General features: G+C 58.5%; 13 protein-coding genes. 1 reads left to right on the top strand and 12 read right to left on the bottom strand.

The window, feature by feature from the left end; all coding sequences use genetic code 11:
- Positions 1–31: 31 nt before the first annotated feature.
- The 3 genes from RMR21_RS25170 to RMR21_RS25160 form a co-directional block, all read right to left on the bottom strand.
- Positions 32–637, bottom strand: coding sequence for a DUF1419 domain-containing protein (locus tag RMR21_RS25170; protein WP_320187971.1), 606 nt, complete (start codon positions 635–637; stop codon positions 32–34).
- A 132-nt stretch (positions 638–769) separates the two neighbouring features.
- Positions 770–1,705 carry a DUF3991 and toprim domain-containing protein gene (locus RMR21_RS25165; RefSeq protein ID WP_416409728.1) on the bottom strand — a complete coding sequence of 312 codons (936 nt, stop codon included), beginning with the start codon at positions 1,703–1,705 and terminating at the stop codon, positions 770–772.
- Between the two features lie 176 nt (positions 1,706–1,881).
- Entirely contained in the window at positions 1,882–2,061 is a 180-nt protein-coding gene (locus RMR21_RS25160) for a hypothetical protein (RefSeq protein WP_020046815.1), read from the bottom strand.
- 722 nt (positions 2,062–2,783) lie between these two features.
- Here RMR21_RS25160 and RMR21_RS25155 point away from each other — a divergent pair.
- Complete coding sequence (locus RMR21_RS25155) at positions 2,784–3,761, top strand: antitoxin Xre/MbcA/ParS toxin-binding domain-containing protein (RefSeq protein WP_320187969.1); 978 nt, start codon at positions 2,784–2,786, stop codon at positions 3,759–3,761.
- A 290-nt stretch (positions 3,762–4,051) separates the two neighbouring features.
- Here RMR21_RS25155 and fba read toward each other — a convergent pair whose 3' ends face one another.
- From fba to RMR21_RS25110, 9 genes are all read right to left on the bottom strand, one after another.
- Positions 4,052–5,092, bottom strand: coding sequence for a class II fructose-bisphosphate aldolase (gene fba / locus RMR21_RS25150; RefSeq protein WP_320187968.1), 1,041 nt, complete (start codon positions 5,090–5,092; stop codon positions 4,052–4,054).
- Positions 5,092–6,090 carry a class 1 fructose-bisphosphatase gene (locus tag RMR21_RS25145; RefSeq protein WP_320187967.1) on the bottom strand — a complete coding sequence of 333 codons (999 nt, stop codon included), beginning with the start codon at positions 6,088–6,090 and terminating at the stop codon, positions 5,092–5,094. Before RMR21_RS25145 ends, fba begins: the two co-directional genes overlap by 1 nt.
- Entirely contained in the window at positions 6,087–7,778 is a 1,692-nt protein-coding gene (locus tag RMR21_RS25140) for a dihydroxyacetone kinase subunit DhaK (protein WP_320187966.1), read from the bottom strand. Before RMR21_RS25140 ends, RMR21_RS25145 begins: the two co-directional genes overlap by 4 nt.
- 11 nt (positions 7,779–7,789) lie before the next feature.
- On the bottom strand, positions 7,790–8,785 hold the full coding sequence (locus RMR21_RS25135; protein WP_320187965.1) for an ABC transporter ATP-binding protein: 996 nt from the start codon (positions 8,783–8,785) through the stop codon (positions 7,790–7,792).
- Complete coding sequence (locus RMR21_RS25130) at positions 8,778–9,875, bottom strand: ABC transporter ATP-binding protein (RefSeq protein ID WP_320187964.1); 1,098 nt, start codon at positions 9,873–9,875, stop codon at positions 8,778–8,780. Before RMR21_RS25130 ends, RMR21_RS25135 begins: the two co-directional genes overlap by 8 nt.
- Positions 9,876–9,879: 4 nt before the next feature.
- Positions 9,880–10,068 (bottom strand): hypothetical protein, encoded by a 189-nt coding sequence (locus tag RMR21_RS25125; protein ID WP_320187963.1) that lies wholly within the window; start codon positions 10,066–10,068, stop codon positions 9,880–9,882.
- A complete protein-coding gene (locus RMR21_RS25120; protein WP_320187962.1) occupies positions 10,065–11,006 on the bottom strand; it encodes a carbohydrate ABC transporter permease in 942 nt (313 codons plus the stop codon). The genes RMR21_RS25125 and RMR21_RS25120 overlap by 4 nt, the downstream gene beginning before the upstream one ends.
- Complete coding sequence (locus RMR21_RS25115; RefSeq protein ID WP_320187961.1) at positions 11,003–11,950, bottom strand: carbohydrate ABC transporter permease; 948 nt, start codon at positions 11,948–11,950, stop codon at positions 11,003–11,005. Before RMR21_RS25115 ends, RMR21_RS25120 begins: the two co-directional genes overlap by 4 nt.
- 101 nt (positions 11,951–12,051) lie before the next feature.
- A complete protein-coding gene (locus tag RMR21_RS25110; RefSeq protein ID WP_320187960.1) occupies positions 12,052–13,386 on the bottom strand; it encodes an ABC transporter substrate-binding protein in 1,335 nt (444 codons plus the stop codon).
- Positions 13,387–13,397: the final 11 nt, after the last annotated feature.

The following is a 13,397-nucleotide window of genomic DNA, read 5'->3' as shown; positions in this document are numbered from 1 at the left end:
GATGGTGGAAGGTTGGAAATGAAGGCCGCCGTCAGGCAGCGATGGTTTCCGGCAAAAGACGGAATTGCACGGGCAGCTTGGCGGCGATCTCCTCGTCGGTCAGATCATCAAGCAGCTTCCAGATCTTGCCCTGAGCAGAGGGGTAGACGAGCACAATCTGGCGATTGCGCAGGTCAGCCGGAAAGCGACCGTCGGCATAACCACGAAAATCGGGACCGGTCGCGCTCCAGATATGATCGAGTTTTTCCTGTCGGTTCATCGCGCGCACCGGACGGGATTCGCGGGTGATGATCTCGGCGCGTGTGCGGTCGGGTGACTGTCGATCACTTAGATCGCAATAGCCGTGAAACCATCGGGACCGATTATCGATCGTCAGCGCGAAGAAAACACTGGTGACGCTGGCGGCCAGAAACTCGCGCATGGCGAACATGTCACCGCGGTAAAACAGCGGCGGGAGGATCTCGAACATGTGGTCGTGATCGGCTTCGGATATCTCAAACCACTCGCCGACATATCGCCTGCCGGAAATACGGTCATCGTCGAACGGCGATTGGCTATGGCGATTGAACAGAGTGTACATTTCGTGGCGACTGGCGACACCTTCGAACACTTTACGGATGGTGGGAGGATTGAACATCGGCTGCACCTTTGGGGTTGGGGACCGAAGCGGAAGCCTGATCGACCTCTTCTTTCAGTCCTTTGATCACCCCTCCTCAGCCGGCGCCTCGCGGGCAGCGGGTCAAGGGCCGCCGGCAGGCGGGCGGCAGCTTCACCCTTGATGCGCTGGCCGCGTATGCGGCAGCTCTCCTCTCTCCCTCCTCTCCTTCAATTCCTCATTCCAATCCTCAGCTTCCGGCCTCAGCCGCGAGAAATCGCAAGCAGCGCGATCCGCCATCTGGCGCAGGCGATCGGCAAAGACCTCACCCTGAACATTGTTGTCGGTCGCGGCCACAAGCCACGCGCCCACCCCGGACGCTAAGTTTTCCAACGCGAGCGCGGTTAGCGGCGACCACCCGCCTCCAGTGCTGACATAGAGCGTGTCGGATCGTGTCTGCTCGATCGCGGCCAGGCTGAGCGCATCGATCGCCGCCTCCGTCACACAGATCCGATGAGCGTCATTCATCCCAAACTGGAAGAGCGCCTTGGCGCCGCCGGTGGAAAACCCGCGCCAGTCCGGACCGCGCTCCTCCCAGCCGATGACGGCACCAGCCTCATCGACATGCTTTGCCCAAATTGAGCCATATGGGCCTTCCCGAAGAACGTCTGCATCGATCGCCGCGGAGATGACTTGCCATGGCAGCGTCCGGCATCGCTGGAGGTAAGTCCACGTCGCCGATCCGCGCCACGGCCGTTTTCGGTGGTTCCAGCGGTCAGCGACCGAAGCAATTGGCTGCGTTTGATGTTGAGGCTTCTCCCATGTCGGTGCGGCTGGCTGGAACGCGATGAGAGCCCCGACAACTGCCAGGGCCTCGGCAAATCCGATCCCCTGCAGATAGCCTGCAAGAGCGAACACATCGCCCTTGGCATCCGAACGAGCGTCGAACCAGCCCCTGTCGTCGTGGATTACGATGACGATGTCGTCGTCGCGCCGGAATTTGACCGCCCGGCGCGTGCTCTCTTTTCTGTCTATCGCGAAGCCCTCATGCTCAAGGACGACTGCGCAGCCCACCCGGGTACGCAGCTCTTCGATGTCATTCTTTTCCATATCACTTCCTTTAGCTTTCCTGACTGTTCTGGCTGTCAGCGCCCAGGCCGCGAAGATGGAAGCGCGCAAGGGCGCGGTTCGCAATGTGCAGATCTGCCGGGAAAGATCGCGGCGAAGCCTCCCTTGCGCGCGCATCAGCGCAAGCGGCACGCCTTCCCCCCGAAGGGGTGATCGGCTCAATGAGCCGATCCATAGGCAAAGGGGTCATATTCGTTGATGATGGCGTCTTCATCGCCGTCATACTCGGCGGAAGGCATGACGCCGATCTCGCCATCGATTTCGAAGAGGGTGACCGGGACCATCAGGGTCCGGGCAAGATCGAGTGCGTGGTTTTGTGCGAGGCTGAGATCCGACATGTGAGGCTCCATCCAGTGGCGGGGCCAATCCCCGCTCGATGGCGCCCGTTCGATCCGGGCCCGGCCGCGGTCACCTCCGCGGTGCAGCCAGAGAGGTCGCAGGAACTGCGAACCCCCTGCGGGTTGACCGTCCAAGGACGGGACTGGATTAGGGATGCCAGACAAGAGAGCTAGGTTTGGCAACGCTGGCGGGTGAAGCACGTTGATAGAAACGACCGACCAAAGTCTTGCTTCGAATGTAGCGGACTCGGCTCCGGACGGAGTTGGTAGTCATGACCGGTGGACCCTGCCGCTCAATGAGGGAAAAATGAGAAAGGTTGATTGTATGGCCTGCTCGGCTTTGTCAGCCTGTCAGGTGCATGACGCACGCTACCGACCAACGTTGGCAGTTCTGCGTTTGCAGTGGCGCGGTCTAACTCAAACTGAGATCGGCCAGGAGAGTGTCCAGGAAGAGCTCCACGACTCGGACCTGCGCAGGCCACCTGCGGCGATCGTCGCCACGTCTCTTTCAGCTGGGATTTGCGTTGTTTAGCTGGTCCACTTCGCTGCCGAAGCGGTCAGCGTAAGGCGCTCAGGTGGGTGTCAATATCGGTTGACGAGAGAGCCAGCCAACACTATGTTGATAGCTAACAACTAACCCAGCATCCTGAGAGACATGCGCTCCGGGCGGTTGGGGAAAAAAGCCGGCGCAAGCCGGTTTTTTTATGTCTTGGGAGCAAGGGGTGCCAGCGTTACGAACAAGAGTCTACATCGACGGCTACAATCTCTACTATGGTTGCCTTCGCAAGACCGCATTCAAATGGCTCGACGTCCTGACCTTGTTCGAAACGCAAATTCTGCCGTCGATCCTTTTCCGGCCAGCGCCGGACGCCAATCCTGCAACGATGACGCTCCATCCGGACTGCGCGATCAAGTATTTCACCGCGAAGATCATCGAAAGCGCGGCCAAGGGCGAGGATTCCGTATCGTCACAAGCCCAATATCACAATGCCTTGACGACGCATTGCGGTGGTCGGCTTTCCTTCGTGATGGGCAATTATTCGCTCTACAAGGCCAATCAGCATATTGTTCCAGCCGACGATCCGAAGCGCTGGCCACGCGACTGCGACAAGATCCAGGTCTGGAAGCTCGAGGAGAAGCAATCAGATGTCAATTTGGCACTTCATCTCTATGACGACGCCCTGAGCGGCTACGTAGACCAAGTGGTTCTCGTCACCAACGACACCGACCTTACGCCGGCGTTCGAGATGTTGCAGGCGCGTTGCCCGCAAATCATCCGCGGCTTGGTGATCCCAACGCGCAAAGTCGGTGAGGGCGGGGATGTTGAACGCGAGGCAAACGTGTCGCTGGCGAAGCTGGCACATTGGGTCAGGCGCCATATCTCCGATGACGAGCTGCGGGCGTCGCAATTGCCGGATGTCGTTGCCGGGCGTCGGCGGGCCAGCGTCAAACCGTATTCATGGTACGCGAAACCGGATCACCTCGCGAGGATGCTGGAGATGGCTCGCCCGGTGCTGCGCACCGATGGCGAAATCCTTAAATGGGCTCGCAGAGAGAGCGCACGTCTCAACGGCCGTCGCCCGATCGATCTGATCGAGACGGATGCCGGCGCGGTCGAGGTCTTCGAGTACATCGAAGCCTACATCCGCGTCCAGCTCGACAAATCCGGCGATCAGAACGATTTGTCGTCGAAAACCTGAATTCGCGGGTGGGAAGGGCGTGCGGGCAATGGGGCTTCGGGGCACCCTTGTCCCAGCACGCGCCGCTTGGATAGCGGGTGAGAAACAGATAAACGGCAAACATCGGTGGCCAGGACTGATCATCTCGCAGGTACAAGCAACCGAGCGATGCACAGCCGCCCCCGGAGCTGCCGTTGAGCATGGGCGACCCGCGTGAAGGAACGCGAATCGCGAGTTCTCTACTGTCTTGATGCTCGTCTAGCGAATGACGCGCGGCCGCGAACCAGGTTCCTTCAACGGGGCTCCCCTCACTAGGGCTGGTAACGCTTTGCCATATCAGCAAGAGGAATGGGCTTTATAGAAGAGGCATGCCCTGCGGCGCCGAACTGCTCGTAGCGATCGCGGCAGATCGCTGCCATGGCTTCGATTCCTGGGGCCAAATATTTGCGCGGATCGAATTCGGCGGGATGAAGGGCAAACACGCGCCGGATCGCCCCGGTGAAAGCCATTCTGAGATCAGTGTCGACGTTCACCTTGCGAACGCCGTAACGGATCCCCTCCTGGATTTCCTCGACCGGAACACCAAAGGTCGGTTTGAGCTCTCCACCATGGGCGTTGATGATCTCCTGTAGTTCCTGGGGAACGGACGACGACCCGTGCATCACGAGATGAGTGTCCGGCAGGCGCGCGTGGATCTCCTTCAGGCGCTTGATCGAAAGGATGTCGCCGTCCGGTTTGCGGGAGAATTTGTAGGCGCCGTGGGATGTGCCGATGGCGATGGCCAGTGCGTCCACTTTCGTTAGGCGCACGAATTCGGCTGCCTCCTCGGGATCGGTCAGCAGCATGTCGCGGCTCATGTGACCGTCAAAACCATGCCCATCCTCAGCTTCGCCGCGGCCGCTCTCTAGCGAACCAAGATGACCGATTTCACCTTCGACCGAAACTCCGACTAGATGCGCCATCTCAGACACTTTTGTAGTGACGGCGACATTATCCTCGAAGCCTAAGGGCGTGCGTCCGTCTTCGGACAGAGATCCGTCCATCATCACCGATGAGAAGCCGGCCAGAACGGCGGACAGACAGGTCGCCGGGGAGTTGCCATGGTCCTGGTGCATGCAGACAGGGATATGAGGATACTTCTCGATCGCTGCACGTATCAGGTGCGAGAGCGTTTCGTCGCCGGCAAAGAGACGCGCACCGCGGCTCGCCTGCATGATGACCGGACTGTCCGTGTGATCAGCCGCCTTCATGATGGCGAGCATCTGCTCCATGTTGTTCACGTTGAAGGCCGGGACGGCGTAGTGGTTCTCGGCGGCGTGGTCGAGTAGTTGACGTAGGGTAACGAGAGCCATTACGAGGCGATCTCCACTTGAGCCTGATTAAACTGTACCAGGCGACGGACCTCGTCACTTGAGCCTAGCAATACAGAGATGCGTTGATGGTGGCTTTGAGGCTGAACAAGAAGAATATCTTCATACCCCGTAGAGGCTAGGCCTCCGGCCGCATTCACGAGAAAGGCCATTGGATTGGCCTCATACATTAGGCGGAGTTTGCCTCCACTACTGCGATTTGCTTCGTCCGCAGGGTATAGGAAGATCCCTCCTCCTGTGAGAATACGATGAACGTCAGCGACCATGGAAGCCGTCCATCGCATGTTGAAGTTCCGACCGCGAGTCCCCGCAGACCCAGCCAAACACTCATCGACATAACGACGGATCGGCTCGTCCCAGAAGCGCCGGCGCGAAAGGTTCACCGCAAACTCCCCCGTCTCCGGGGGAATTTGCATACGCGCATTGGTCAACTTCAACGAACCATCGGAAGGATCAAGCGTAAAGCCGGCGACACCGACCCCAAAGCTGATGACGAACAGCGTCGACGGCCCGTATATTGCATATCCGGCGCAGAGATATTCCCGCCCTTGTCTGAGGACGTTGCGATCACCATCCGCATGGACTTGGGCCACAGCGAAAATCGAACCAACCGAGAGATTGACTCCCAGGTTGGATGAGCCGTCGAGAGGATCGACATAGAGAATGAGATCCCCTCCAACGGGGTCCTTTAGCCAGGTGACATCCTCAACCTCTTCGGACACGTAGGCCGCCAGCGACGGTGCTTGCGCACATGTTTCCCGAAACACACAATCTGCCAGGACGTCGAGCAACTTCTGGTCTTCACCCTGGATATTCGTGGTGCCAGCGCTTCCAATCTGGCTATGCAGCGCTGCCTGGTCCAGATGTTGAGCGACTGCGACCGAAGACGCCGCAATCTTCTCAACCAGGAAGGTAAGAGCAGGATCGATTTTCTTATGGTGCAGATACGCATCAAGCGAAATGTCAGGTATTGTGTTCATCGCTGCCAGTCACCCCCTACGCCGATGGCAACAGAGCGGTCACTGGTCGGCTGGGCTTCCAGGTCAGGCCGGACAGCTAGATATTCGAACAGCCGGGCAACGGCCTCCGCACCGGGATCGACATGACCTTGGAGTTGCTTGGCATTGACATATGCGGCACGCCCCGCCTTCGCATGGAGGAGCGTGGCCGTGAGGTCAGCTCCCGAACGCGCCGCTTCTGCCGCGGCTGCAAAACCTTGTTCGAGTGCGTCAAGTGCCGGGGAAAGAGCATCGACCATTGTACGATCGCCGAGACCCGCGCCGCCGATCTCCTGCATCCGGGAGAGACCTGCTTTCAATGCGTCCCGAATTGTCAGCCCGCTGGACGCGCCGTCGCCGGCGGCGGCAAAGAAGATCGCGAGCAAAACGCCGGACGAGCCCCCCATGGTCTGGCTGAGTTCCTGACCCATGGCGCGGAAAAGCTGCGTGTGATCGGAAAGAGGAAGACGGTCAAGCGCGCCGATGAGAGCACGGGCTGCCCCCGCCAATGTCGAGCCGGTATCACCGTCACCAGATTTCGCGTCAAGGGCATTCAAATCCTTTTCCGCTTGGATCAGGAGAGAGCAGCAGTCATCGAGAAGTTGGCGGGTCGGCTGGTGCTTTGAAGGAACCGGTGCAATTGGCGTCAGGCCATCCGGGAGGGCAAGGATCGAAACGGGTTTGACGGCTCCCAGCCCGGGCCAGGCCGGAAGCGCAACTGGCGCAGACAAAAGCGCGAGCTCCGCCTTTTCGGCGGGAAATATGGTGATCGAAAATCCCTGCATGTCGAGCGATGTCATCATCGGCGCCGGACCAATAATGTGGGAAAGCCGTTCACCGATCGTCGATTTCATTAGCTCGTGAACCACAACGGACATTTCCAAGAACGAGGTGCCGCCAAGGTTGTTTACGAGGGCCACGTGCGGTCGGTCGGACATGGACGCAGCAAGACGCTCAACCATTGCCGCAACGGCACCCTTGGCGCCGGAATATTCGATCTGCTCGACACCAGCTTCGCCGTGAATGCCGAGGCCGAGTTCTGCATAGCCCGCGGGAATCCGGTTCTCCTTTGGCGAGCCCGGCACAGTGCATGTGTCGAGCGACATGCCAATAGAGTTGGTGTTTTCGATGACCCGGCGGGCGGCCTTCGTTATCGCTTCGAGATCGGCTCCGCGCTCCGCAAGCGCACCAGCAATTTTGTGGACAAGCAGTGTTCCAGCGACACCTCGAGCCTGCGGCAGTTCCGGAAGTGCGATGTCGTCATCGACTATAACCATGCTGACATTCAAGCCGTAAGCGCGGGCACGTTCGGCGGCGAGACCAAAATTGAGACGGTCGCCGGTATAGTTCTTGACGATGAGCAGGCATCCGGCCGGTCCGGTTACGGAGAGGATGCCGGCGAGGATCGCATCCACGCTCGGCGAGGCAAAGACGTCGCCACAAACGGCTGCGGTGAGCATTCCCTTTCCGACAAAACCGGCATGTGCGGGCTCATGCCCCGATCCCCCGCCCGACACGAGCGCCACCTTGGCCTTGTCCCAATCGGATCGGACGATGACGCGAATATGAGGATATCCATCCAGGCGGCTGAGCGCACCGTCAGACGCAGCAAGCAGGCCCTCCAGTGCTTCTGTGACCGCATTTTCCTTGCTGTTGAGGAACTGTGACATTCTAGCCTCCCTTAAACTAAACGCATGCCGGCCGCGTCGAAATAGAGCGGCTTGTTCGGCTGGATCTTGATGGTTTCGCCGCCCTTGAGCTCGGTATGGGCGTCGGTGACGGTGATCAGGTTGTGTGTCCTAAACAGCAGGTGCAGACGAGTTTGATCGCCGAGATGTTCGACGCGTGTGACCGTTGCATCCTGGCCGTCGCCCTGATCGATATGTTCCGGTCGCAAACCAAGGGACTTGGCCTTGGCGGGCACGCCCGGAAAGAGCTCGGCGGGGACGATATTGATGCGTGGTTGGCCTAAGCGGGTCGCCGCATAGATGCTGACGGGTTGTTCGTAGATGTCCCGCGGTGGGCCGAACTGGACCAGCCTACCTTCGTGAAGAACGCCAACATGTGTCGCCATCGTCATCGCCTCGACCTGGTCATGCGTGACATAGAGCAGCGTCGCACCAGATTTGGCCTGGATCTTCTTGAGCTCGATGCGAAGATCGGCCCTGAGCTTGGCATCCAGCGAGCTCAGGGGCTCATCCATGAGGTAAATCTGCGGGTTCCTGACCAAGGCGCGTCCGATGGACACGCGCTGCATTTCGCCGCCCGAAAGTGCTGTCGCCTTATTATCGAGCTTGTGTGAGATCTGCAGGATTTCGGCGATCGCGTTTACTTTTTCGTCGATGATATTTTGCGGCGTCTTCAACAGCGGCGACTTCAGGGGAAACTCGAGATTCTGGCGCACCGAAAGGTGCGGATAGAGCGAATATTGCTGGAACACCATCGCAACATTGCGCTGAGCCGGCGTCAGCCCGCGCATTGATCGCCCACCGATCAGGATCTCTCCATTATCCGGGGTGTCGAGCCCCGAAACCATGCGCAATGTCGTCGTCTTGCCAGCTCCCGTCGGCCCGAGAAGAACCACAAACGATCCGTCCGGAATGACCATCGAAACCTCGTCGAGTGCCCGATGGTCGGCAAAGGATTTCGTAATGTTGTTCAGGATGACTTCAGCCACGGTGCAATACTCCTCTATTGGCCTCGGAAACAAGTGCGTTCCCGGTTGACGAATCGAAGATGGTCAGGGTCCTTGAATCGAAGTCCAAACCGATAAGTTCGTCGACACGCGCGGATTGGTTTGAAGGGGTGCGAGCCTTGATCTCGCCGTGAGGCGTATCGATCGTGACGATTTGTGTCGTTCCGAGATATTCGACGGCCACAACCCGGCCCCGATAGATCGAGTTGTCATCGAACCTGACATGTTCAGGTCTGACGCCAACTGCCAGCTTGCCCTGACGTTCTTCATGAGATTCCGGCACTTTGACCTTATGGCCGGAGAGCGCCACGGAGTTCCCTCCAGCTGCAATCGACCCATCGAACTCCAGGAAGTTCATCGAGGGCGAGCCGATGAACTTCGCAACGAACTTCGTCGCCGGCCAGTCGTAGATCTGCTGGGGCTTACCGAATTGTTCGACGACGCCATGGTTCATCACCACGATCTTGTCCCCCATCTGCATTGCTTCCAGCTGATCATGCGTCACATAGACTGTGGTGGCACCCATGCGATCGTGCAGAGCCCGCAATTCTTCGGCCATATGCTCGCGGAACTCGGCGTCGAGGGCGCCGAGTGGCTCGTCCATGAAGAAGGCTTTCGGATTGCGCACGATGGCGCGGCCGAGCGCGACGCGCTGCCGATCGCCGCCGGAGAGGCCTCCGACGGGCTTGTCGAGGATATCTTCGATCCTCAGGATCCTCGCCACTTCCGCGACACGCGTGGTGACTTCGGCCTTCCTCATGCCCTGGCTGACAAGCGGATAGGAGATGTTCCCGCGGACGTTCATGTGCGGATATAGGGCGAACATCTGGAAGACGAATGCGATGTCGCGCTGGCTCGCCCGCTTCATGCCCACCTCTTCGCCACCGATGTAGATTTCACCACTGGTGGGAAGCTCAAGGCCCGCCATCATCCGCAGCGTCGTCGTCTTGCCGCATCCGGAAGGCCCGAGAAGCATGAAGAACTCGCCATCCTCAACGGTAAACGTGGAAGATTTCACCGCGTTGAACGCCCCGAAATCCTTGCGCACATTCTGAATTCTGATCTGTGCCATGGGTTCACTCCGGGAAATGGCTGACGATGATGAACATCACTGTTCCGACCAGCGTCACGAGGAAAGAATACGTGTAGAGCGATAGCGACAGGGGCTGCATCAGCATGACGACCCCGAGCGCGATCAGGACCGATGCTAGCATTTCCCATGCGTCGCGGCGCAGGCGGAACAGGCGATTAAGAAACGTTGTCATTTGCGTACCGCTCCGAAGGTAATGCCGCGCAGGAGATGTTTGCGAAGCAGGATCGTGAAGACCATGACCGGTACCAGGAAGATCGTTGCGCCGGCGGCGACAGCTGGCCAGTCCTGACCGCTGACGCCGATGATGGTCGGGATGAACGGCGGAGCCGTCTGGGCGTTGCCCGATGTCAGCAGCACAGCGAAGGCATATTCGTTCCATGCGAAGATCAGGCAGAAGATCGCAGTCGACGCAATGCCGGTGACGGCCTGGGGCAACACGACCTTATAAAAGGCCTGGAAACGCGTGTAGCCGTCGATGAGTGCCGCCTCTTCGTATTCGATCGGGATTTCGTCGATGAAGCCCTTGAGAAGCCAGACTGAGAGCGACAGATTGACCGCCGTATAGAGCAGGATCATGCCGGCGTGGGTATCGCTGAGGCCCATTGAGCGGAACATCAGGAAGATCGGGATCGCGACTGCGATCGGCGGCATCATGCGCGTAGAGAGAATGAAGAAAAGGAGGTCGTCCTTGAACGGCACTTTGAAGCGGGAAAAGGCGTAAGCTGCCGCAGTGCCAAGTGCGATGCAAAGGACAGTCGAGCTAAAGGCAATAATGACAGAGTTGGTAAACCGCTCGGCAAAGCGCGACGCACCGGTGATCACCACACCTTCCTTGCGAACCAGCTTATCATACCACGTCGTCGGTTCGCCGAGTGCCTTGAGTTGATCCTCGGGCACGCGGGTGCGGGTGGTGAAAAGGTTGACATATCCTTCGACCGTCGGCTCGAAGATCATCTTGGGCGGGTAGGCGATCGCGTCTTCAGGCGACTTGAACCCGGTACCAACGATCCACAACAGTGGAAGGAGGGTGATTGCTGCATAAAGAACAACCAGGATACCGGCAAACCATTTCTGACGCCCTGAGGGCTCGGTTACGGAATAGCTGCTCATCTCTGTTTCACCTTGTTCAGTGCTTTGACATAGATCGACGCAAGGCCGAAGACGGTGACGAATAGAATAACGGCGTAGGCGGATGCGTAGCCGGTACGCCATTGCTCGAAAGCGGCGCGCTTCAAATTGATCGAGGTCAGTTCCGTGATAGATCCGGGACCGCCGCCGGTGAGTTGGACCACGAGGTCGAACATCTTGAAGTTTTCGATGCCGCGGAAGAGGACGGCCAGCATCAGGAACGGCAGTACCATCGGGATGGTGATCGTCCAGAACTGGCGCCACTTGCTTGCACGATCGCATTCGGCCGCCTCATAGATGCTGCTCGGGATGGACCGCAGACCGGCCAAACAAATCAGCATGACGAAAGGCGTCCACATCCAAGTGTCCACGATGACGATGGCCCACGGTGCCAGCGTTGTGCTGGCGATCATCGAGAAACTGGACGGATCGTTGCCGGTGAGGAAGCCGACCACGTAGTTGAAAAGGCCTATTTGCGGCTGGTAGAGAAAGGTCCAGAAGTTGCCAACGACGGCTGGACTCAACATCATAGGAAGCACGATGATCGTCGTCCAAAGGTCATTGCCGCGAAACTTCTTGTTGATCAAATAGGCGAGAGAGAAGCCGATTAGCACCTGCAGGACGATGGTCCAGATGAGAAAGTGCGCGGTCGCCTGCATGCTTTGCCAGATGTCGTTATCCGTCAGAATGCTGATATAGTTGCGCAAGCCGACGAACTCGACCGGTGCGTTAGGCCGGTTGACCCTGATATTCGTGAAACTTAGCCTAATCGTCCAGACCAATGGAAAGATGTTGATGGCGAGCAGCAACACGATCGACGGTGCTACGAAAAGCCAAGCTATTGCGCGATCAGATAGACCTCTGACGCGAGCCGCGATTGCGGGCGGAGTCGCGCTGGCGTCCCGATCGATCGGTGATTGGAGCATGTCCGTCTCCTTGGTATGAAGGTGGTAGGATGCAGGGCCGGCACGGTCCGCGTGGCCGGCCCTGCGTGACGCTCACAGCTGGGAGGAAGCGTGCGTAAGCGTCAGTATTTGCCTTCGTCCTCGAAGACGGCTTTCCAGTCCTTCGCGAGGCCATCGAGGGCTTCTTTTGGGGTGCCCTGATTTGCGATCACATAGTCGTGGAAACGCTTCTGGGATGCCTGGAGGAGAGACGCGTAGGAGGGCTCAGCCCAAAAATCCTTTACGATCGCCATAGAATCGAGGAACGGCTTCGCGTAAGGCTGACTGGAGGCAAAGCCCGGATCTTCCACCACCGCCCTCAGCGCAGAGTAACCGCCAAGCTTCCACCATTTCTGCTGGATTTCGGGCTGGCCGAACCACTTGATATAATCAAGGGCTTCTTTCTGCTTCTCGGACGCCGCGACGACCGAGATGCCCTGACCGCCGAGCTGGGCGAACTGCACGCCCTTCGGGCCGGCCGGATTGGGGAAGTAGCCTGACTTATCGCCACCGACGTTGGGGTCGGCATTGATGCCCGGCCAGGTAAAGGTGAAGTTCATCTGCAACGCGACCTGACCTGATTTATAGGCGTCAACGTCCTGAGTCATGTATGCGTCGGAGTGCCCCGGAGGCGTGCAGCAATCGTAGAGCTTCTTGTATTCTTCGAGGCCTGCGACAGCATCGGGGGAATTCACGAAACCTTCGAGGTCGTAGGGCTTGTTCGGATTCTGGTATTCGAAGCCATAGCTGTATAGCGCGTTCATGGCGCCCATGGTGATCCCTTCGGAACCACGCTCCGTGTAAATCGCCGCACCGTAAACCTTTTTGCCGTCGATTTTACGGCCTTGGAAGAACGTGCCGATGTCGATCAGTTCGTCCCAATCTTTCGGGACTGCGAGATCACGGCCATACCTCTTCTTGAACTCGGCCTGTAGTTCAGGGCGTGAGAACCAGTCCTTTCGGTAGGTCCATCCTACGACGTCGCCGAAGGCAGGCATCGCCCAGTAGTTAGGGGTATTCTTCGGCCACTCCGCGTATCCGACGACCGTCGCGGGGATGAAGTCGTCCATCTTGATTCCTTCTTTATCGAAGAAATCGTTGAGTTTGACGTACTGGCCGTTCTCCGCTGCGCCGCCGATCCACTGGCTGTCGCCGATCAAAAGGTCGCAGAGTTTGCCGCCGGAATTCAATTCGTTGAGCATGCGGTCTGCGAAATTGGGCCACGGCACGAATTCGAAATGCATCTTGTTGCCGCTTTTCGCCTCGAAGTCCTTGCTGAGCTCGACGAGAGCATTGGCGGGATCCCATGCTGCCCAGCACAAAGTGAGATCAGCGGCCTGAGCAGGAAAAACCGTTGCCAAAGAGACAGCAGCGTACGCCCCGGCAGCGAGTGCCGAGTTCATAAAAAGGGACTTCATTTGGGATCCTC

This window comes from Agrobacterium sp. rho-8.1 (assembly GCF_033957725.1).
Lineage (GTDB): Bacteria > Pseudomonadota > Alphaproteobacteria > Rhizobiales > Rhizobiaceae > Agrobacterium.
The sequence above is the reverse complement of the archived record's forward strand: the minus strand, read 5'-3'. Positions and strand labels throughout refer to the sequence as shown.